This is a genomic window from Pseudoalteromonas sp. J010 (assembly GCF_003934235.1).
Lineage (GTDB): Bacteria > Pseudomonadota > Gammaproteobacteria > Enterobacterales > Alteromonadaceae > Pseudoalteromonas > Pseudoalteromonas peptidolytica.
Genome location: NZ_RDBW01000002.1, coordinates 138,333 through 160,252 on the forward strand (window position 1 = coordinate 138,333; position 21,920 = coordinate 160,252).

Consider the following 21,920-nt stretch of genomic DNA (forward strand, 5'->3'; position numbering starts at 1 on the left):
TCTACGCTCACTCGCTGTCCAAGCACCACGCTAATCAGACAGTAAGGCATATCGCCTATGCAGCTTTTCCAAAGACATAGCCAAAGCCTGTAGTGCGTTACGCTCCGATTGACAAGCCGCATTAAGCCTTGTCATCGCAGGGCGACGAGGACTGGTTCGATGTGTCGAGTCCAGCTGAGATAACCACTTTTGTGCAGGGTACAATACATCACGCTGCAAGATCTCGATACGGTGAGCAATGATGGCTAAGCAAGCGGGGATCTGCTTACAGTTACGTGGCCTAATTAATGCCTGTTTGCGCTGGCGGAAAAACTGGTAGTACTTACCAATACCATTGTCGATAGCTTTAGTAATTTCGTGACGGCGACCAAATTTTACCCATGTTAGCTTTTTCCACTGCGCGACATTAACTGGCGTCTGCTCCAGTGTATTCAGATCATGCGACAGCGACGATTTACCTAATAACGTTTGCCCAAGCAGCTTATAGTCTAAGGCCTGCAATTCCATTTCTAATCGTTTTAGTTGCGATAGCTGGTCAAACTGATTGGTGCTTTGTTGCTTCAGTACTTTTTTATTAAAAAGCTCAACTTGATCCAATACACTCACACCCTGCTTTACCGTCGTATTCGCTTTACTCAATGACTTTTTGTTGAATAATTCCAGCTGGTCGAGCACACCAACCCCGCGCTTTACTTGGGTATCACTTGGCATTAATTGTGAGGGGTTAAATCGGGTCACCTCATCTAGTAGTCCCAAACCGCGCTTTTCTATTGTTTTCACCGAGTTTAAGTTGCTCTGATTAAACAGCTCAATATCATCCAACAACCCATGACCGTGCTTTTCCTGCGTTGACGTTGATTTTAAAGTAGATTTATCAAAGCTTCTGATATCATCAAGTAAAGAGCTAGGCTTAGATAACTCCACTTTACTCAGTAAGGATTTATCAAAATTTTGTACTTGTTGCAGAAAAGGCGCAGGACCCACTTCATCGCTCTTGGTTTTCAGATCCTTCAACCGAATTTTACGAGACTCGATATATTCTTGCGCTCGCTCCTTTAACGACTCAAATTCAGATAAATGCTCATTGCAGTAGTCAAGCCACACTGCCATATCCGTATTGTCTCGCACTGTTGCAAATAAAGTGGAGTCGGTTGCATTGACAATAAGGTAAGCAGCAATGAGCGGATCTTTTAGCAAATTGTCATCAAGATACGGATGATGTTTATTGATTTGCAGTAAATGTCGGTTAATCTTTCGAGTGTAGTAGTACTCTTTCGCTAATACTGCGATCTTTTGTACATAAAAAGCGGTCAGAGTCAGTATTTTCGTAACATTACCAGGGAGTGTGATCCCAGAAATGACCGAAAAGCTGTTATCAATTGCCTTCACCAACTGTTTACCTGCCTCAGCCATCGCCAGCAAGAATTGGTTATTAGCGAATGTCGTCAAGGCTGTTCTCAGCTGATAGGTTTTATTGGCCAGCATCATCGTTTTGCTATCTTTAAAACGCTGAGAGCAAGCTTTAGCTGCCATTTTCACCGCATCTGTGTACTCTTTTACAGATTTGGCGGCAGAAACGATAGCGTTGATCCCAGGCACTAAAGCAATACAGATTTCAGCAACCAAGCTTATCAACAATTCGCGGATACTCACCCAGCATTCTTTGACAAAGAACATAAAGTCTTGCGCTATGCCTTTCAAAAAATCGATAACGGTTTGCGCGATTTTTTTTACCCAGTGGTAGCCCTGTTTAACGGCGGTAGCCATGACATTGCCACTTTTGATTTGACTCACAATCGCATTGGCAATTTTATGAATTTCTGATGATTCACGCCGCTGCTCTTCATTGTAATTTGACTGTACTTGGCGATCTTTCTCTTGTTTTTCACGCTTTGACTGTGTGATGTCTTTCTTGGCCTGCTTCACCATGTCTTTCAAGTCATCTTTATACAGAAACTTTGCACGGCTGCCGTATAAAATCCTCACACAATCTCGCTTGGCCTCTTTGGCAAGCAACAAAGAGAAGTCATCAATCTCTTGATCTTGTTTTTCTGGAAATAGAAAGTGATGCAAGCGCTCAACAGGAAAGTTATTATCAGCCGAGTTTCGCTGGCTTGAACGCCAACCGTCTTGCTTCAAATATTTTTCTTCTTTGCTTACCTGCCATAAGAAATAGGCACTTTTTAATTCTCTAAAGTTGGCAGCAGTTGCAGACGCTCGATACGCTGCAACTTTGCTATCCACTTTTCGTAATAATTTGCCTCTAGGTGTCAGTCTAATACTGGTGTCATTGCGCCATGTATTCAAAATATGAGTCGTGGCAAACGGCATGAAAGCTCCAAGGGATTATTGATCTATCATAGATAATAATATTGCAGCATTGATAGCATGGCCAACCATATTTTCAGGTGGTAGTACCACAGGTAACTCAGGTGCAACGATTGACCCGGTTCCTGACCAAAAGACTGAGTAAGCTAGCCAACCAAATGCGTTGTCTAGCCCTACCCGTTCAGCGAGTTGTTGTGCACGAATACGTAAGGTTTCGCTCGGGGACTGCAACCAGCTCTCTACACAGCTTAATACCTTATGCTCATCATCTGTGTTTGCGCCATAGGATTTCACTATTTCAAGCCCCCAGCGGATAGCATTCATCACCGCTAGACCATGTGCAATAAGTTGAATCGCATCCCGCTCTAGATCAGCTTTTAGCAGTACAGCGACCCCCTGCTGTGGCGTCAATGTTGGCTGTAATAAGTGGCTGGCTTCTTCAGAAGCCTTATAGCGTCCGATAATCGTCGCGATAGACGCTTGCTTGAGTTGCCCAAGCACTTGCTCATTAATTCTCGTCATTAATCTACTCAGTTTATTTTTACCAACGCACCACTGATCTCAGCCATTGCCGTACCACTGAGCTTTGCCATTGCCGTTGAAGTAACTTGTGCACCGGCCGTCCCTTCTAGCTTTGCAATGGCTGTAGACTTAACATTGACCCCAGCTGTCCCCTCTAGATTAGCTTGAGCCGTGGCTTTTAAGTCCAAATTGGCGGTAGCACTAATTTTGGTGGAAGCTTTGCTAGCACTCGTAAAATTCATCGCCGAGATCGATGTATCTTGAGACGATTTCAGGTCAATAGCCGCGCCTTCTATTTTAATTCCAGAGCTAGATATTGTAATTTGATTGCTCCCCACTTTTAGCGCAATCTCACTGTCTCCTTCCAGTGTAATTTTATCCGCTTTCAAGCAATAATTTTTCGTTACAGAAACCGTTTGTGACTCTTCCACTGAAGTCGTCTGATTTTTCTTAACCGTTAGGCTATCATCGGCATTGACTAAATGTGTGGCATTATTTGCCACTGTGACGGTAAAGTCTTTACCTGACGTAATCGACAGTAACTCCTCACCTTTTTTGTCATCAAAGCAAATTTCATGGGCGGTATCGTCGGCTAAACCCGTTTTAATGCTCGACTGTGTCGCATCTTTTTGTGGGTAAAGTGGTTTAGTGTTGCTATTAAAAACACTGCCAATCACTATCGGCTTATCAATATCGCCATTGATAAAGTCAACGATAACCTCATCCCCTATCCGTGGGATAAACTGCATTGCGGCCTTACTACCAGCAGTTTGCTGCATTACACGCAAATAGCAACTGGTGGACTTATCATCTGCCGTATCCCAATAAAAATGTACTTTGATCCGCCCATCAGTATCTTGACTGATTTCACCTTTACTATCTGCAGCGCCACTTTCCGTGACTACCACCGCAGAGGTGATCCCACGAGCCAATGGCTTAGCTGGATGTCGGGGGGTCAATGGTTGCGCTTCATCACGACAGCGCACCACACAGCGATAACTAGTCGCTTGATTTGACTGACGCACATCAATATGGTGATTGACTGCTAAAACGTTATAATCGCCTTCTAATTGACTTTGAAGGTGCGTCACCACTGATAGCTTGTTCCCTACTACGACCACATTCGCATCTGTCTCCATTTCGATATCGCCACCTTGTGCTTGTTCAGCCTGGTTTAGCTGCGTCGCGAGTGTACTGACATCGCTAAAGTCATTGCTATCGCTTTGTAACCCAACATATTCAAAGCCGTTGCTCGTAGCGGTAGTCACACTGGAGCTTGAAACTTGACTTTTGGCCGACTCGACTTTTGTTTTTGTATAGTTATAGCCAGACAGGGACAGTGACTTTTTAACCAGCTTTTGCATCGGTTCAAAGCGTTGTAGCAAGAGGTTTTTCGCGGTTTTAACTTGCGCATGGTCAAACTTAGCTTGACTGTTTGTGTCTAGTGGTGAACTCGCACTTTGTACCTGCAAAGTGTGTTTACCACTTGATTGCGCAAAATAGAAAATAACACCTGACTGTGCCATCAATCGAGTAACAAACGCTAAATCGGTTTCATCATACTGGGTACAGTATTCCAATTTGGCGCTAGGCATAGTGCCAAACTTGTACATCCCCTTAAAACCCGCATTATCAAAAATATCCGACAGAATATCTTTTACAGATTGCCCTTGATAAATTCGATATGTGCGATTAAAACGCAGTAACCAGAGCCAAGATTTGAGCACCAGTTGAAACCGTCGCACACTATCAGCTCCGCTTTCAAGTTCAGTTATTTCCGCCACATACGCCTGATACTCTAATAAATTATTAGGTCGACCCGCGACGTCCTGATACCAGTTTACTGTTAAAGTTTCTCCTAGCAAACTGGTGCCATCATCACCATCAGTAACAAGTTCCACTTCAGCAGATACGCCCTTATCTACCTCATCACTGATGTTGCAGTAGTTCAGGCGATACGTTTTGCCACTGGCTGTTTTTGCAACCAAATAGCTCACCTCACCTGCAATATAAGTTTCCATATTGATACCTTATTGAAGTAGATTAATCACTGTAAAACGGTACTTGGCACTGACAGCCGAGCAAAAAATTCAGGACTAAGTAAGCTGCTGTTATCACCAGCGCCTTTAATATTAAACACCACAGATGCGCCTTGTTGCGTACTTATCTCAATCGCATCTTGTCCTGTGTGTTGCTGAAAGCGCTCTATTAATCGCATGGGCGACCACACCCCTTCAAAGGTTTGTGTCAATTTTTGGTTGTTAAGATCGGTTAATATCAGCTGTAAAGACTGCTCTGAGAAATTTTCTGGCCACACAAACTGAGTCTCCACTAAAGGCCCATGCGTGTAGCTCAATTTACGCTCTCCCACCCGGAGCAAAAACTCACTTAAGGCAGCAGACATAGCTTTTGGCGCTACGGTAATAGTAAACTTCAAATTTCCATCTTGACCATAAAGTGTTTGTTGTAGTTGACGATACGTTGACAAGAACTGGGTGACATCCGGTGCGATGGTTAGGCTTGCCTGTCGTCCAAATACGGGTAATTCAAGCACGTCACCAACCGTTACAAATTGTGCCAGTATTTGTTTATCAAAATCACTAATAGCACTATTTGGTGCAAAGAATGCAGCCAGTGCACTCAGTTTCAAATCTTCACCAGACTTATTAAATGGGTAATAAGCAGCCACATTATTGCGGTACGGGGTCACCACATCTTGCTGCCATTGTTGTTGTAAGTATTCAGAGACCTTACGCTTAACATGGGTAGTGGTTTCACGCAGCACCTGTTCAACAAGTTCAGCCATCAAAGGCTCATCATAACGACTTAACCAAAGTCCAGAAAAGTCTTTAAAGTTAGTGGGGTCGTTAAGCTGCTCAAAATATGTTTGACCAGGAAACACCGTACTATCAGCTTGAGCTTTCCAATCTTTTAATGCTTTTAATTCAGCAACAAAGACTTGATACTCTGCTGCTAATACATCTGCACTTTGTACGAGAATAGGACTACTAGAAAATGCTTGGCGGATCTTTCCAGCAATCTCGTTAAACTCCTTGGCCTGTTCTATCTCCAGCAACAACGCTTTATTTAACGTTGCATTGGCTTTGTCAGCCAACTGCTGCGCTTTTTGTACTTTAGCTGCCAGTTTTTTTGGTGCATTCGCAGCCGATACTTGCGATTGTTCTGTACTAGGCACATCAATGGACTGGACGTATACGTACGCTCGCAATGTCGTGTAAAGTTGTAATAACGGAGACTGTTCACTTTCTGTAAGTTCAGACAGCAACACCTCTAACGACAGCTCAGGTACAAGATGGATCCCTGAATAATACTGCCGCCAAAAACTGATATAGTCATTGATATAACTAAATTTAATATAATTACCAATGCGGGCAAGTTCACGCTTAGAAGGTGTTTGTTGAAACAGACCATGATTGTCTTGCACTAGTTTCTGCATAAATGCAGACTCTGGTAAAAACGACAGCTGCTGTAATGCCTTGGGAGTAAATAGTTCAGGTACGAGAAATTGGGTATTTTCGCGCGAGACTCCAAACAAGCTCACATGGTTGTTATGCTTTGCTAAAAGCGTCGGCCTAATGTCAATTAACTTAGCAAATTCAGGTAACTGCTTAACATATTCATACATAAGCTGATTGGTGTCTTGCAGTGCAAGCTGTGAATCAATCAGTGCCAGTAATTCTTCGTTGGTATCTATCTTGTTGTAACCAAGTAGGTATAGGTCATCAATTAGGCTCAACACGGTCTGAATTTGTGTATCGTCTAGCATACCACTTTGCGCTAACGACTTTGCGAGGTGCTTTTCTACTTGTGCTTTATTTTCTGCTTGCGCAAATGATAGATAGATATCCTTCACATTGATCACATTAAGGTAATCTTCTAATTCTAAGTAAACAAAGAGTTCTTGTTCCAAGTATTTACTCAATGTTGGCTCTAGTGTGGTGGCTAATTGCTGTTGGTATAAATCTCGATAATGCTCTTCTCGATCAATAGAAGCCAAAAAAGGAAATACATACCAAGGTTTGTGCGCTTTACTTTGAGAAAACGCTCTATAGCCAGATTGCAGCAAGGTGAGCGGCTCAATCAGTGAATCCAGCTCATCAAAGCTGATCGCTTCTTTGTTTAAAATATACTTATAGTCTTGATGTAACTGACTAAACTCTTGATGCAACGATTGGTTATAATCATAGGCTTGCCACCCGATCCACGCAGAGCCTGTCAATACCGCCCCTGCGGTACCAAGCATAACAAGCTGACGAAAACTATGACGCCAGATCTTCCATTTATTTACTGGTGCTAAATGCGCTAATGGCAGTACTTGGTTGGTAAACGTTTTTGTGATTTCTGCTTTGGGTTTTAAGGTGGTTTCAGCTACGACCGGCAGTAAAGACTGGTTGACCTCAATTAATGTATGAGCCGTTGCAAGATTGACACGTTGCTGCCCGCCTTCCGACTCAACAAGGTGAAAACTTTCAATTTTGTACGGTAATACCTGACCATTAAAATCAGCCAGCTCATCAATAAAGTGTGACACCGCAAGCTTTAAATACTGCAGTTGCATCGGCCCTAGCAGCTGCTTACGTTTAAATTCATCATCTAACTGCAACGATACTTGTTGCAGGTTGTTGGCAAATAACTTTTTAAATAACAAGTCATAAGCTTCACTGAGCGCCTGAGATGACTGTAACCCTTGCTCAGAAAAGTAAATAGAGAGATCAGCAAGCTCAACGCGCTCATTGAGGCTTTCAGCAATACCATCAAGTTTGTTAATACCACATAAGAACAAATGCGCCGGAACAGGATAACCACTTCGTAAGTAGATAGATTCAAGGCGAGCTTTAAAGTCTGCAATAAACTCTTGTTTTGCTTTTTGCGAGCGCTGGATCACACTAAACGCATCACTCAGGAGCAATACACCATTTAGCGGTTGTTTGGCACGAATAAAGCTTAACCACGCCAAAAAGTGCTGCTGCTCCTCAACTTTAGCTTGAACATGCCAAATCAGTGCTCCTTGAACATGGTAGACCGTAATATTGGCCGGCATTCCATTGAGTTTAACGCGGTTAAATTGAGCAAATGAGTCGCTGGTATTGCCTTCTGAAATAACCAGATACCAAGCCGTTTTATAAATATTTCCACTTAGCTTCAGCTTTTTTGCAATCCGCTGATAAAGGGTGGAATATTGCTTAAAAAAGTTTCTTCTTTGGTATCTTCCCACCACAAAGCGGTTAATACTCGGAACATAAATCACCAGTAAACTCACCAGCGCAAGCAATGCTCCAAGCCAATACCAGTGGGTCGCCAACGTTAATAAAAAAGTCATTATTACGAGCAACATAGCCAATAACATGATGGATGCACCGATCCATAAACGAGCTAATGGGGTCTTCACTGATACTCCTTGATGTAGGGTGAAATATTACAACTTTCGGCAAAGAACTGACTCACCTCTTTCGCTTGGGTAAAACCATTGGCAATAAAGCCAACAAATTGGCTTTGCCCGACTTCTTCGATAACTAAGGGGTAGCGTGCATTGTCACATTGCTGCTTCAACTTCTGCGCCCGAGCCATATTTTTAAACGCGCCAATTTGCACTAAGTAACGAGTCGCCGCCTCTGATGTCATCATCAAATCTGACTGACTATCCTCTAGCGCAACTTGTGGTTGTGACTGCTGTAATGAAGGGTCACTAGGCGCTGTAGTGTCAAGTTGCTGTATTTGTCGGCCATCATAAAACCTCGCGTTTTCGATGAACATTTTTTTCGGCTGCAACTGCTGGATATGCAAAAAAGTATCTCCCGCCATTTCTTGGTATTCTTGGTTCTGCTGCGCATAGATTTCACCAAAATACTGGTTATAAATAAGCAAACCCGTGATCATCAGCGCCATGAAAGTGAACCAAAAGCTCAGTGGTGAGATCCCACTAAACAGCCCTATGTTTCGGCCTAATTTTTGAGCTGGAGGAGCGGGTGCTTCCAGTGATAGTTTGAATGCACCAAGCTCAGTTAGTGCAAAGCTTACCTCTGCGGTGAGTTTTTTAAGCTCAGTTGCCTGACCGTTGTGATACTTTCCTTTAAAGCCCAACTGCAAAATGAGATAGCAGATTTTAAGCAGTGCCAGATGTTTTTTGGGAAACTCCATCAGCTGAAACACTAGGTTAAAGAAGGTATCACCACTGTTACGGATCCCAAATAATTGGCTCACTAGGGTCTTGTTTTGCCACTGAGTAGTATCCAAATGACAACCGTAACTGACTCGCTCATCAAAAAAAGCGGCCCAAACAAAACAAAGTTTATCGAGCAATGCTGGCGATACCGCTCGCTCTCTTCCTCTTTGTTTAATACTTTTCAGCTCAGTAATCACATTGGCTCTAAAGTTTTCTAGTGCCGCAGCATCCTCTAACGACGATACCGACTCAACCATCGCAAGCAATGGTAAGCTGAGTTGTAACAGTGCCTCTTCCTGCCAACTAAACTCTGTTAGCAAGTCTTTTAACGCGGCATTTTTCTCATCTACAAGTGAAAACTGGTTCACCGTATAACTGGCGGTATTCATCATTAACTAATCAAAAATAATTTAACGTCATCGACATGAATACGGGCATCAATATGTAGTGCCAGCATCTCCTTGTTGTCTACTATTTTTACCCACAGCGGATCGTCCAAATCAATCTGAAAGTACTCGGTTGAACCTTGCTCTTTTAGCTCTGGTGGCGCATAAGGCAACGCACTGACTCGCACGCCTGGCGTCGCATTTTTTATACAGTTAATGATGCTTTTATTGCCCGCCAGCTTAAACCCTGTAGTAAATAGCTCTTTAGCTAGGCTTTGCGGACTAGTTACAGCAATTACCATACGTTTAGTCTGACTAATATCGTGTTGCTTCACCTTAACCAGCAACATTCTGCGACTATCAAACAGGGATTTATCCCAGATATACTCAATGACATTTTGCTGCTGCGTAATCGACAATTTATCTTTGATTTTTGCCAGTACGGTATGGAATTTCTCATACAAGCTATCGAATGTCAGCGGTGTCCAAGGGGTACGCATTTCAAAATCGATACTCAGTAGTGCTGCTTCAAACTGCTTAAGTTCAAAGTAAAAACGACCTAACTTATAATGCTGTGTTCGCTGTGTAGCCTCCAGCCAAGGCAGCCAGTGGTAAATCACCGTCAATAGCTGCTGCTCTTTATACCACGCGCTGTTACTTTGCGTATCCACCACAGACTGTAAGCGTGTCAGGAGCTGATTGACCTTAGCATTAGCCAGTGTTTCTAGCTCCTTTACTCGCTCCAGAAGAATATCGGCCGCCCCGATACTCAAGCAATCAGGAATAAAGGCACGATCTATCACCACTTCACCGTCGCTGCCCACTTCTAATACTTTCCCGACCGCCAGTTTCACAAAACCATCAAGATTTTCTTGCTCTAGTTTCAACGCCACATTTAAGCGTGCAGTTTCAATTTCAAGCTCAGCAGCTTGATTGTTGGTAAAGTCAAACACACGCGCAAATTCTGTGGTATACCTTGAGTTAGACGCACCATTGTCAAAGCTATTATTGCCAGCAAGATAAGCAGGTACAACAAGATAAACCATTTGGTCTATCGTCCCTGCGGGGATCTGAAATGCTATTTCATGACTGAGTTTAAAATACTGGCCGTCTGGTAATATCCCTTCACATGACATCACCGAAAATTGACCAAGCTTCAGTAACCCCTCATTGATCTTTAACTGTGCCAAACCGCAATGGGGAGCAAATTCACTAGTTGTCAACGCACTATATTGTTGCGTAACATTTTCAAGGTGCGCTTCCATTTGCTGAAAGTGCTGAGGATATAAAAACGTGCCCTCACGCCAAACAATTTTATTACTCAAAGTTATGCTCCCCAACTAAACAAACTATCCATCCAGCTTTGTTGTGGGATGACAGAGAACTTTATTGAAGTCCCTTGGAGCCCCAGCCAAATCACTGTATTTTCAGATACGTCTTCTGGCACTTCAATCACCGCTTTGGTTGTGCCTTGTTGATAATCACTAAATTCTACCAATACCGCCAAATACCTCACCCCAGGTAACAGCTTAAGGGTTTTTTGTTGTTTGGTATTGGGCATCACCGGATACAAGCGCTGCTTTTCAATTAATTGTTCCGCTAAGATCTGAGTATCAGATTGAAACAAAGAGATAAACTCGCTCTGCATAAACCTATCCGACTTAGTCAGCTGGTAGACACGCACAGCAACTGGGTTAGCGACTTCGTTTGCCCAGTTCAGCTTTTCATTGGCCTCTAACTGTAGTTGGATCGGTAACGAAAAGCGCTGTAGCGGATCAGCACTTGAGCAACCCACCATAAAAAAAACCAACAGTGAAACTAAAATTACTTTTGCATACATTCGATTAATAACGCTTTAAACTGACGCTTAAAGTGTCCTTCGTTCATTTTTCTTGTGTAGTAGTGCTTATATGCAGTCCAGTGCTTGCCACTCCATCGAGAAGGTGGCCCCACCATTTCCTCTATCAACTGTGGGTCAAACTCTTTGAGAAACTCATCCATCACTTGGTCGAGCATCAACAACATTTGTTTTTGTTGCTGCCACGGGCTGCGAGAGGCCTCAAGTAGCTTATCTAGCTTTTGCTCAATGGCTGCATTATTGACGCTACTCTCTGACTCTACCGTATTGCTATGCTCTCGTTGGTACTCTATAAAAGGTGCTTGCTCCGCTTGTTCTGTTTGCGTATTTATCTGTTCCAGTTCAGTCTCTAGATCAGCAAAAATATTGCTAGCATCAAACTCAACCTCATCAATAACATCAAAAAAAGCTTCTTCTTTTGGTTCGGTGGTAAGTGGCGCAGCTGAAAATTCAGACTGCATTGAGAGTAATAAGGTGTAACCGAATACGACGATAATATCGCCATCAGAGAGCAACGATGAAGAGTGTGTGATCTGCGGACGGCCATTTAAGCGCACCCCTTCGACTTCAGTATAAAGGCGCAGCTGCCCACTGTCGGCTTCTTGTTCGATGCGCGCGTAGATGTCATGCTGCTGCGTCTCTTGTTCTGCGTGAGGTAAGATTAAGTCACACTCGATTGAAGCGCCTAACACCACCCCTGACTTGGAAACCGTCGCCATTCTCGAGAGTAGCCGAACATCATCAGGACACTCTGTGACTTGTAACATTGCAGCATTCATTTATTACTTCCTATTATCGGCAACAAGACAATTTGAGGCGGCACTATTAAAAGCCTCAAGAAAAGTGGGGCGCGCTTTTAAAAAGGCGTTTGAGAACAAAACACCCAGTTCTATGGTGCCATACTCGCGCCGAGAAAAGTTGGTATTATGTAGCTTAAACTTGGCCAGCTCATACTCAAATTCATGCTCATCGATTAAGATCGCATCGACTTCATGACCTAATAACAACTTTAACAGCGCATGTCCGTTGCGTGGTTTCATTTGTACGTTGTAGCCCTTACGTTTGATGTCAAACCATTCATCTGAACCAAACTCAGCTGCCACTTTATATTTTTTATACAAGGGGTTGCTGTCACTGATATCCATTTCAGCACCAGAGAAATACCAGTACAAGTGTTTTTTCGCAATGGCAGTAGATAAACTCCCGTAGCGCGATCTTGCTTCACTCCCCGCGACAGCAAAAATGGCGTCCAGCTTACCTGTACGCAACTTAAGCTCGGCTTCTACCCAAGTATCAAATTCTGCACGATACGGAGTTTCCATGCGGCTAAATGCGCACTGAACTTGACGGATCACCTTTCCTTTAACCAGCTCGTTTTCAACGTAGTGGTACGGATAGGCGTCATGCGTTGCCAGTTGCACCACCTCTTTGGCCACCGAGTGTGTTGTCGTTAAGGCAAGACCCAATATAAGGGTCTGTATAAGGTTGATTGTTCGCATCATTTCGTTAATTTATCGTCAGTTCAAAACCTGAGCTATCAGCCGTTCCCGAGATCACCACCGCTGTGATGGCCTCACCTTGACTAATACGTTCAATACAGCGCTCAGCTAGTTGCGGCATCAAATTGCGATTGATGATCTGCTCGATAGCACGGCCACCAATCGTTGGCTCATTGCCTTTTGCTACCACATATTCCACAAACGCCTGATCATAACTAAGCGTCGCACCATATGTTTCCGATAGCTTTTGTGCCACACGTTTTAATGAAATTTCAGTAATTTCAGCCAGCTCATCGGTATTTAACGGATAATAAGGAATAATATTACAACGACCTAAAAAGGCCGGTTTAAAGAAGCTTTGTAACGCAGGTCGCACATTCTCAACAAGCTCCACTAAATCTGGACGTGAATCACTGACATTACAAAAGTCGACAATAGCGCTATCTGCGGCATTGGAAGTCATGATGATCAAGGTGTTTTTAAAATCTATATTGCGACCTTCACTGTCTTGAATACAGCCTTTATCAAATATTTGATAAAAGATATCATGGACACTCGGGTGGGCTTTTTCCATTTCATCAAGCAGTAGCACACAATAAGGGTTGCGGCGAATAGCTTCCGTTAATACACCACCTTTACCATAACCAACATAACCCGCTGGAGAGCCAAGCAACATAGACACTTTATGTGCCTCTTTAAACTCGGTCATATTGATGACCGTCATATCCTGCTCACCGCCAAAAAGTTGATCTGCCAACGCCAATGCGGTTTCTGATTTACCGACCCCACTTGGGCCACACATTAAAAACACCCCAACTGGTTTACGTTTATCCGTCAGTCCCGCACGCGATACCCGAATGCTCTTAGACAGCTCATGCAGCGCATGTTTTTGACCAATAATTCGCTGATGTAATGCCGCTTCTAATGTCAGCAACTTAGCCACTTCGTCTTTAACCAAATTACCAATTGGGATCCCCGTCCACGCGCCAATGACTTGTGCAATGATGTGCTCATCTACAATTGCATGTACCATTGGCTGCTCACCTTGTAACGCTTTTAATGCTGCCAATTGCGCCGTAAAGTCGCCTTGCTCTTCACCAGCTTGGATCTTTGCCAATGTTGAAACTAATTCTTTTTCCTTCTCCCATTGCGCCTTCAATGACACTAATTGGGTTTCAAGTTGCGATTTTTGTTCTTCTTTTTCAGCTATTGCTGTTGCCTGATTAGCCAGCATCTCATGTTCTTTAGCCAAAGATACTAGTGCTTTTTCTAAATAGCGGATCCCTTGCTCTGCTGCTTCGATACTGGCAGGTTTAGCACTTTGTGTTAATGCAATCCGTGCACATGAAGTATCTAGCACACTAATAGCTTTATCTGGCAACTTACGACTTGGTAAGTATCGGATAGATAAGTCCACTGCCGCTTGCAGCGCCGCTTCCGTGATGAATACTTGATGATGGCTTTTTAACGATTCAGCTACGCCACGGAGCATCTGAAGCGCATCCTCAGCATTGGGCTCTTCAACCTTGACTACCTGAAAGCGACGAGTCAACGCAGGGTCTTTTTCAAAATACTTTTTATACTCTTCCCAGGTCGTCGCGGCGATAGTGCGAAATTCACCACGTGCTAATGCCGGTTTTAGTAAATTAGCAGCATCATTTTGCCCTTCGGCACCGCCTGCGCCAATTAAGGTATGTGCTTCATCAATAAAAACAATGATGGGCACTTCAGAGTTTTTCACTTCATTGATCACATCTTTTAAGCGATTTTCAAATTCACCTTTTACACTCGCACCGGCTTGCAATAAGCCAAGGTCTAGTGAATGAATTTGCACACCAGACAATACAGGAGGTACTTCATTGGCTGCTATTTTTTGCGCAAGCCCCTCGACCACCGCTGTTTTCCCAACCCCAGGTTCACCAACAAAAATAGGGTTGTTTTGACGCTTTCGGCACAAAATATCTATCGCTTGTCTCACTTCATCAGCGCGACCAGATACCACATCAAGTTCATTATCTGCGGCTGCTTGGGTAAGGTTTACGGTATATTTATCTAATGCACCAGTAACGACATTATGTGCTGCGGTATTTGCAGCGCCCTTCGCCGATGTTTTCGGTGCAACAGACAAAGATTGAATATGTGCTTTTAAACTCTCCACCGAGACATTTTTGAGTGCTGCATACTCTTTTTGTTTAAATGACAATGGATCTGGCTGCAATATCTCCAATAATAAATGGAGTCCAGCAACAGCACTGTGGGAAAACTCGACAGAGGCAAGTAACCAAGCTGATTTAACTAACTCAATTAGCTCAGGACTAATGGTTGGCTGTCCAGAGTGGCTTGGCGACAGTTGGCTTAATTTGGCTTCGAGTTCTTGTACGAACTGCGCAATATTAACCTGTTGTGACTCAAGAAACTGTTGTAGTTTAGGGTCTCTGCCCTTCAATAATGAAAGTAACCAATGCTCGACCTCAATAGCACCCGCTTGACTATTCATCGCATCTGCTGCTGCATATTCCAACGCATTTTTTAAGTTACTATCTAAATAAGAAATTAGTTTTGAAATAGATACTTGAGACATGATTTATCCCTAACTCTACAGAGCCCTTACTGTTCGTTTCTGGTTGCCATTGCGTCGTGTTACATTCGCGTTCACACCTAACACAATGCCCTTTTGATGATGAGTGAGTACCAAATCAGATGGCACGGTTCCAATATATTGTGCTTCCACTTCAACCACGACTTCGTGGCTCACATAGTGGCTGCATAACGACTTGATCGCGCTTAATAGCTCAACTTGCTGCGCTTCTTGCTGCTCTAATTTCGAAAAAATAGCAGCATCTTCGTACATAACAGTGACCGTTAATGTTCTGCCAAGCTGAGCAAACTGTGCACCGAGCACCGCGCCACGACCAAGCTGACAGGAGCCTAATTGGCTTCTTGCATGTGACGGTATACTTTTGACCTCAATGTCACTCATCGCTAAGTGAATTGCATGAGGAAAATAATGCCTTAGCAACCGCTGTAAGTTACTCAGAGAATAATGCTCTGCCCGAGTGATAAGTGTTGCAGGAAGCATGGATAACTCGCCGTAGTGCTCTGTAAGCGAGCTAAAATAGCTTTGCAAGAGCTGGCGCTGTTGTTGTGTCGTGGTCGTTGTTTCTGTACGAAAAATCAAAGAAGAGAATGATTTTATCTGTAAAGATTGATGCACCAAGGTATTATCAAAAATAGCAAGAAATCGTAGATAAGCTCGGTTATTTCGCAGATACGCTTCTTTGAGCCAATCTAAAATAAAATGTGCCAACCCGCCACGCTCACCAAATAAAGTGGCTTCGTTACTGTCTACCACAAAGTGCTTATCAGCCAGCTCTTGATAGTCTATTTTTCTTTTGCCATAGGTGTCTGAAAACAAGTGCTGCTTGAAGCTGATTTTTTTCGCCCCAGCCACCCGCAATAATCGAGTAAAGTGAAGTACCGAAGAAACTTTAGCAAATAGGCGTCGCGTCAACTGCATACTCGCGCTCCTAGTTGCGCATCAAAGCGCTTTGCAGGCCAGTTGTAACTGGTATATTTCACGGTTAATTGACTACAGCGATCAAATGGAGTTTGCGCTGCTAAAAAGTCATTAATAAGCTCAGCGAAAAGTGAAAAGTCAGCATTGAGCTCTGAGTTATCTAACGTCAGTGTAAGCGCCATGCCAGGTACAAATATCATTCTTCCTTCAACAAGAAATGGTGCATTGATCTTTTCAGCACACACGTCATAAATTGAATTTAGTTCCTGATGAGTGGCATTAGCATTGACAAACAATTTTAAAAAGCCAATTAATGACGTTTTGGCGTCTTCTACTTGTAATAGCTGAGAAAGATTAAAAGACATGAGCTTGAGCAAGCGCCAGTAATTTTTTTCATCTGTTGCGACATTACTCGGCTGGATAGTGACACCGCCAACGTTAAACTCTCCTGCCAACGCTTCTTCAGTATTCACCACGATTTGGTTACCTACATGGACTTTGTTGGCAAGCTGCGCATCATAACAGGTGATCTGTGCAAACGCGGTAAACCCATTAGGGTAAGTCGCTGTCGCCTTGTTTATAGGTAAAACAAGGTGCTTAACCTCATCCAAGGAAGCTGTTTTATTAGCCTCGTCAATATGCCCTAGTTTCACACTCTGAGACCAATATAACTGCGACTCAAAATCGACGGTCTGCGTACCTACCACAGGCGGGATCTCTTGTTGCCCCTCGGAGGTCACAACATACACTTTGTCGATGGAATAAATTTGCACATGATGCTGACTGGCATCTGCTATCACGGGATATGAGAGCTCTTGATAGTTCACTCTTACGGGCTCAGATGATTGATGAAATAAATTACTAAATAGTGTTTTGTTTATCTTCACTGAGAGATTTTTTTCTTCCAGCAACACAGCTCCTAGCTCATTTAGGTAAAAGTCGATAAACACACTTTTACCATGACCGACATTAAGCTTATGCGGGTTTTTCAAAATAAAGAACTGGCGCTTTGCAGGGACAGAAAAGTACTCTTTAAGCTTAAAATAGGCGGGAATTTCGTTACTATCAATCGGTGAGATAAGGAAATCGTCGTCAGCCAATAATGGATGAAAATTACCTTTACCCACATCATATGCAAAGTCGTCATCGGCCACACAAATGGCCACTTTGGTGACGGCTTGGTTAATAATATCGGCAACATTACGGCCAATAGACTCGTTACTAAAGTGCAACTGGATTGGTTGTGCCAGTGCCTGCTGCATATCCACATCACTGCTCAATGGCGATAATTCGACACGCAAGCAATATGGTGAAAGTTTACTATCGAGGTTGGCAGGCACAGCGTGTTGAAATGGGGTTTGCTCTAACTTAAAGCGCGATACCGACATAGGTGAGAAAGTMACAGGCAAGGAGTTACACAACTTAACCGTGGTGTTATCGTCACCTTTATTAATGACATCCAACTCAACTTCTACTTGTTTATCTAAAAACACCGGTTTGTTAAAGTCGTCGGCATTAGGCTGAAAATGCGCTTGCACCACCATAGGTAACGTTTTAAACAAATTAGGCGAGACAATATCCGCAAACTCTTCTACATGACGTGTTCGTAGGGCATCAATTTCCATCGCATTTTTTGCCGCAACCCATGCAAAACTGTCAATTAACCGTGTGACATTAGGATCTTCTTGGCCTTTGTCATTGAGGTTAATATGCTCAGCTTCTCTTCGAAAATGTTTTCGAAAGCCTTCTAAGCCATAGCGAATGCTCGCTAACTCATCTTCGAAGTGCTTTAACATACGACTAATCATATTGACTCTCGTTTTCAATCAATACAGTAAGACGCGTCAAATCAATATCAGTGTCAAACTGCAATAATTCTTCTTTGCCTTTAATCGAAAGTACCGCTGAGATCTCAAAACGCATCGTATTAGCAATATGTTTTTCTTCGTCTTGCGCAAGATACATAACTTCTATGCTGTGAAGTCTGGGCTCAAATTGACTTATTTTGTTTTTTATCCGCATGGCGATTTGCTCACCACTATTGAGTCGGCTAAATAGCGCAATGTCTTCAAGACCAAAGCAAATACTCGATTGATTGACCAGTTCTCGGTCACGTTCCTGTAAAAATGCGGCCTCTGTTTTTAAGATCAGACCGATATTATGATGGATCGACTGCACCACCTCGGTAGCATGATCCGCAGAGACATCTTCTCTATCCATATAAAATGCACTGAAAAAGCTCATCGCTCCACCGCCGTGGATAAACTTACCGTACTGGCGACCCGGTCAAATTGATACTGTGGCACTAAATCAACATGACAACTGTAACGCTTAAATTCACCTGACTCTTCCACGACACTGACTTTAGCCGACTTTAGGGGCATCTTCGCAAGTGTCATTTCATCCGACACAATTGAATTTGAGCAGTACTGCTCTAACCAATGTGTCAGGTTGTTTTCACAATCATGTGCTTCCATTGAAGAGCCAACCATTTCCCTAAGTTGCACCTTAAGATAATGGGCAATGCGACTGATCATCAGTGTAGTTTGTAGCAAATAGCGATTTTCTGTCTCACTTTCTGTTTTGATAGAGCAATTGGACTGAAAAAAGTATCTTTCATTTAATGGGTTATGGAATATGGGGATCAAACCAAGCTGAGAAATAAACGCCGCATTACTGGCTGAAAGCCGCGTTTTAAATACCACGGGCAGCTCCTCCTTTTTGGCGCCATAATAATGAATGGCGCTGCCCCCTGAGCCATCTAATTTGCGTGATTTTAAGAATCCAAACCACCTAACCCGATTAAACTCGATAATGACATTCTTTAAAAATGTCGTCGCTGTATTTCCCCAACGAAAGTTGTCTTGGGCATCTTCATTAAACACAAAACCCGCGGGGTGATAACGGTAAATGCGTCGATAACCGACCTTGTTAAATACCAAGCCAATAAAATGGCTGTTGTCTTTAGCTCTTAGACGATGCCAACTCTCAAATTCATGGGCGGCCAGCACTCGCTTTACTTTCGCGGTATCGCATAAAAAAGACTCTCCTGTCGCCCCGAGGAACGCTTCATCAGCATCCAAGACGATAGGACAGAGGCTTTTCTCGCCAAGTTCTGCAAGTAGCTCAAGGGTATAAATATCATCAAACTCATTAGCATAATCGATATCTAAGCTAATATTATGGTCAATAACGATAAGACCATAAGGCTCTCCACCAAGTGTATTAAACTCACGGTTGGCTATTAGGTTATATAGCTTTGCCTGTTTTACCGACGGCGAAATATTGAGATCTTGAGATATTTCAGCCCAAGAGATATTCAACAGCTTTACTCTTACCGTCTTGTAATTAACTGGTAGGTTAACTAGCTCATGCAGTGATCGCCAACGCGCCTCTAATGCCACAAACTGGTGATGAGACATAACCAGTGACAGCTGTTCACTGATCAAATTGTCTATCTCAGCAATTAATAGCTTTACTTGTGCAATCTGGTTTGAGTGATGTACTGTCGTAGACATGGGGAATCGCGTTCCAGCGCTCAATTAGTTAATACAAAGAAGTGGAGTGAGCATACCCACAGGTATTATCTCACCGCCACTTAATGCTTTTAACGCTCAGGTGAGGCGATAAAAACGTTTTTATCATTAGCCAGGTAGGCTTGCTACCATACGCACAGAGGTCGTTAGCTCTTCCATTTGTAACCAAGGACGCAAATGCGCAACGGCTGAATACGCCCCAGGGCGACCAGGTTGTTCGATCACTGAGATTTGTGCTTCAGCAAGTGGGGTTTTAGCGCGCTCTTCATTACCCATAGCACCTGAGTTTGTGTACATCGCAATCCACTCACTCATTTGCTTTTGAATATCTGCCGCTTCCATATTCGAGCCAATATTGTCACGCCCCATTACCTTGAGGTAATGAGCGATCCGGCTACTCGCCATGATATATGGCAAACGTGCAGAAATAGCTGCATTAGCGGTCGCATCAGGGTCCGTATACTCTTTTGGTTTTTGCGTAGTCTGCCCACCTAAGAACACGGCATAATCTGTATTCTTATAATGTACTAGCGGCAAAAAGCCCAAATCGCTCAGCTCTTTCTCACGCTCATCGGTTAAGTTCACTTCAGTTGGACATTGCTGTGTAATATCACCAGAATCCGTGAGGTACGTAAGATTTGGTAAAGCCTCTACTTTACCGCCGTTTTCCATACCACGAATTGCTGTACACCAACCATAAGCTTCAAATGCTTGGTTCATTTTAAGCGCCATTTCATAGGCCGCATTTGACCAAACAACTTCATCATTGCTTGTTGGCTTTGGATTACCAGCGTTGTCAGTTGCAAGCTCTTCAAACTCAAACGATTTGATTTTTTTGCCTTTACCACCGTACGGTAAACGCGCCATGGTGCGAGGCATAGTCAGCGCTACATAACGGGCATCATCGCTTTCTCTGAATGAGTTCCACGAAGCATAACTAGGCGAATCAAAAGCAGGTGCTATTGGTTTACCTTCACTGAAGGTAGAAAAGCTACTTAATTCGAACATTTCTGGCGCCGCCGCTGCGATAAATGGCGCATGGCTTGCTGCTGCCACTTCTCCCATATAACGCAATAGCGCAACATCTTCATCATTTTGTGAAAACGCGTAGTCACCCAGGATCAGGCCGTACGGCTCCCCTCCAGCTGTGCCATACTCATGTTGATATAGCGTATTGAACAACGGGCTGCGGTCTACCGCTGGCGCATCTTCAAATTGCTCAAGCAGCTCATCTTTTGTGATGTTGAGTAACTTCACTTTTTGAGATGTACCCAGCGCACTGTTGCGGATCAGTTTTTGTAAACCTAACCACGAACCCTCAAGCTCTTGAAAACTGTCTTGCTGCATAATCGCAGAAAGCTGCTGAGACATTTTTTTATCAATCTCAGCCACCGCATTTGCAATAGTGTCAGTGAGGTTTTTATCCCATGTTACCGTGCCAGACATTGCTTCTTTGGTTAAAGAAGTCAGTAGCTCTTTGGTTCTATCAGGTGCCGTTTGACTCGTCGCGCTGATAGCACGGTCTAAAAACGAACCGCTATCGCCTGCTGCTGCGCCGCCATCTTGCTGTAATTCTTCAGACATTACTCTTCTCCTTTCACGCCAAGCTCGCTAGACAACGCGCTCAATGAGTCCGCGCTTTGTAAAATGTCTTTAAGGAGCTTTTCAAAATCGCGAGAGCGATCCGCTTTACTTAGCAGCTCATTTAGCTGATTACGGGTTTCAAGTAGCTTTTTCAGTGGTTCGATACGTTGAACCAAAGCGTCAGGCTCAAAGTCTTTCATAGATTCAAAATCTAGATTAACTTCAAACTGGCTGTCATCAGCTTCGATGACATTATCTACTTTCAATGAAAGTGAAGGTTGAATACGGCCCAGTACATCATCAAAGTTATCTTGATCGACTTGAATAAACTCGCGATCTTCAACTTCTTTTGGGTCTTCTCTGTCACCAGAAAAATTACCGAGTACCGCTGATACAAACGGCAGCTCTTTTTTCTCAGTAGCGCCGTTAGTTTCAACATCATACGTAATACTTACGCGGTTTTTACTAACACGCTTATGTTGCGAATTAAGTGCCATAATGATTTA

Annotated in this window: 16 protein-coding genes; all 16 read right to left on the minus strand. The window is 43.4% G+C overall.

What is annotated here, in order from left to right:
- Positions 1-30: 30 nt before the first annotated feature.
- Positions 31-2,331: a hypothetical protein gene (locus EAG18_RS22110; RefSeq protein ID WP_185745538.1), complete on the minus strand. Its 2,301-nt coding sequence runs from the start codon at positions 2,329-2,331 to the stop codon at positions 31-33.
- Between the two features lie 15 nt (positions 2,332-2,346).
- A complete protein-coding gene (locus EAG18_RS02085; protein ID WP_125250756.1) occupies positions 2,347-2,850 on the minus strand; it encodes a hypothetical protein in 504 nt (167 codons plus the stop codon).
- Between the two features lie 8 nt (positions 2,851-2,858).
- A complete protein-coding gene (gene tssI / locus EAG18_RS02090; RefSeq protein ID WP_125250757.1) occupies positions 2,859-4,871 on the minus strand; it encodes a type VI secretion system tip protein TssI/VgrG in 2,013 nt (670 codons plus the stop codon).
- Positions 4,872-4,897: 26 nt separating this feature from the next.
- Positions 4,898-8,260 carry an ImcF-related family protein gene (locus EAG18_RS02095; RefSeq protein ID WP_125250758.1) on the minus strand — a complete coding sequence of 1,121 codons (3,363 nt, stop codon included), beginning with the start codon at positions 8,258-8,260 and terminating at the stop codon, positions 4,898-4,900.
- Positions 8,257-9,426, minus strand: coding sequence for a DotU family type IV/VI secretion system protein (locus EAG18_RS02100; RefSeq protein WP_275557209.1), 1,170 nt, complete (start codon positions 9,424-9,426; stop codon positions 8,257-8,259). The genes EAG18_RS02095 and EAG18_RS02100 overlap by 4 nt, the downstream gene beginning before the upstream one ends.
- Entirely contained in the window at positions 9,426-10,745 is a 1,320-nt protein-coding gene (gene tssK / locus EAG18_RS02105; RefSeq protein ID WP_125250759.1) for a type VI secretion system baseplate subunit TssK, read from the minus strand. The genes EAG18_RS02100 and tssK overlap by 1 nt, the downstream gene beginning before the upstream one ends.
- Positions 10,746-10,747: 2 nt before the next feature.
- Positions 10,748-11,260, minus strand: a complete 513-nt coding sequence (gene tssJ / locus EAG18_RS02110; protein WP_125250760.1) for a type VI secretion system lipoprotein TssJ — start codon at positions 11,258-11,260, stop codon at positions 10,748-10,750.
- The gene (locus EAG18_RS02115; RefSeq protein WP_125250761.1) at positions 11,245-12,057 is read right to left on the minus strand and encodes a hypothetical protein; all 813 of its coding nucleotides are present in this window, start codon (positions 12,055-12,057) and stop codon (positions 11,245-11,247) included. Before EAG18_RS02115 ends, tssJ begins: the two co-directional genes overlap by 16 nt.
- Before the next feature lie 3 nt (positions 12,058-12,060).
- On the minus strand, positions 12,061-12,780 hold the full coding sequence (locus EAG18_RS02120) for a transporter substrate-binding domain-containing protein (protein WP_125250762.1): 720 nt from the start codon (positions 12,778-12,780) through the stop codon (positions 12,061-12,063).
- 4 nt (positions 12,781-12,784) lie between these two features.
- Positions 12,785-15,358 carry a type VI secretion system ATPase TssH gene (gene tssH / locus EAG18_RS02125; RefSeq protein WP_125250763.1) on the minus strand — a complete coding sequence of 858 codons (2,574 nt, stop codon included), beginning with the start codon at positions 15,356-15,358 and terminating at the stop codon, positions 12,785-12,787.
- A 15-nt stretch (positions 15,359-15,373) separates the two neighbouring features.
- Entirely contained in the window at positions 15,374-16,294 is a 921-nt protein-coding gene (locus EAG18_RS02130; RefSeq protein ID WP_125250764.1) for a type VI secretion system baseplate subunit TssG, read from the minus strand.
- Positions 16,285-18,102: a type VI secretion system baseplate subunit TssF gene (locus EAG18_RS02135; RefSeq protein WP_125250765.1), complete on the minus strand. Its 1,818-nt coding sequence runs from the start codon at positions 18,100-18,102 to the stop codon at positions 16,285-16,287. Before EAG18_RS02135 ends, EAG18_RS02130 begins: the two co-directional genes overlap by 10 nt.
- The gene (gene tssE / locus EAG18_RS02140) at positions 18,095-18,538 is read right to left on the minus strand and encodes a type VI secretion system baseplate subunit TssE (RefSeq protein WP_125250766.1); all 444 of its coding nucleotides are present in this window, start codon (positions 18,536-18,538) and stop codon (positions 18,095-18,097) included. Before tssE ends, EAG18_RS02135 begins: the two co-directional genes overlap by 8 nt.
- Positions 18,535-19,812 (minus strand): type VI secretion system contractile sheath large subunit, encoded by a 1,278-nt coding sequence (locus tag EAG18_RS02145; protein WP_125250767.1) that lies wholly within the window; start codon positions 19,810-19,812, stop codon positions 18,535-18,537. The genes tssE and EAG18_RS02145 overlap by 4 nt, the downstream gene beginning before the upstream one ends.
- Before the next feature lie 126 nt (positions 19,813-19,938).
- Positions 19,939-21,414, minus strand: a complete 1,476-nt coding sequence (gene tssC / locus EAG18_RS02150) for a type VI secretion system contractile sheath large subunit (protein WP_125250768.1) — start codon at positions 21,412-21,414, stop codon at positions 19,939-19,941.
- Positions 21,414-21,911, minus strand: coding sequence for a type VI secretion system contractile sheath small subunit (gene tssB / locus EAG18_RS02155; RefSeq protein ID WP_125250769.1), 498 nt, complete (start codon positions 21,909-21,911; stop codon positions 21,414-21,416). Before tssB ends, tssC begins: the two co-directional genes overlap by 1 nt.
- Positions 21,912-21,920 lie beyond the last annotated feature (9 nt).

Excerpts from the sequence above, each read along its gene's own strand:
- EAG18_RS02120 (WP_125250762.1), bottom strand. The coding sequence starts at position 12,780 with ATGATGCGAACAATCAACCTTATACAGACCCTTATATTGGGTCTTGCC.
- tssC (WP_125250768.1), bottom strand. The coding sequence starts at position 21,414 with ATGTCTGAAGAATTACAGCAAGATGGCGGCGCAGCAGCAGGCGATAGC.
- EAG18_RS02115 (WP_125250761.1), bottom strand. The coding sequence starts at position 12,057 with ATGAATGCTGCAATGTTACAAGTCACAGAGTGTCCTGATGATGTTCGG.
- EAG18_RS22110 (WP_185745538.1), bottom strand. The coding sequence starts at position 2,331 with ATGCCGTTTGCCACGACTCATATTTTGAATACATGGCGCAATGACACC.
- tssH (WP_125250763.1), bottom strand. The coding sequence starts at position 15,358 with ATGTCTCAAGTATCTATTTCAAAACTAATTTCTTATTTAGATAGTAAC.
- EAG18_RS02085 (WP_125250756.1), bottom strand. The coding sequence starts at position 2,850 with ATGACGAGAATTAATGAGCAAGTGCTTGGGCAACTCAAGCAAGCGTCT.
- tssB (WP_125250769.1), bottom strand. The coding sequence starts at position 21,911 with ATGGCACTTAATTCGCAACATAAGCGTGTTAGTAAAAACCGCGTAAGT.
- tssJ (WP_125250760.1), bottom strand. The coding sequence starts at position 11,260 with ATGTATGCAAAAGTAATTTTAGTTTCACTGTTGGTTTTTTTTATGGTG.
- tssE (WP_125250766.1), bottom strand. The coding sequence starts at position 18,538 with ATGAGCTTTTTCAGTGCATTTTATATGGATAGAGAAGATGTCTCTGCG.
- EAG18_RS02100 (WP_275557209.1), bottom strand. The coding sequence starts at position 9,426 with ATGATGAATACCGCCAGTTATACGGTGAACCAGTTTTCACTTGTAGAT.
- tssI (WP_125250757.1), bottom strand. The coding sequence starts at position 4,871 with ATGGAAACTTATATTGCAGGTGAGGTGAGCTATTTGGTTGCAAAAACA.
- EAG18_RS02130 (WP_125250764.1), bottom strand. The coding sequence starts at position 16,294 with ATGCAGTTGACGCGACGCCTATTTGCTAAAGTTTCTTCGGTACTTCAC.
- EAG18_RS02145 (WP_125250767.1), bottom strand. The coding sequence starts at position 19,812 with ATGTCTACGACAGTACATCACTCAAACCAGATTGCACAAGTAAAGCTA.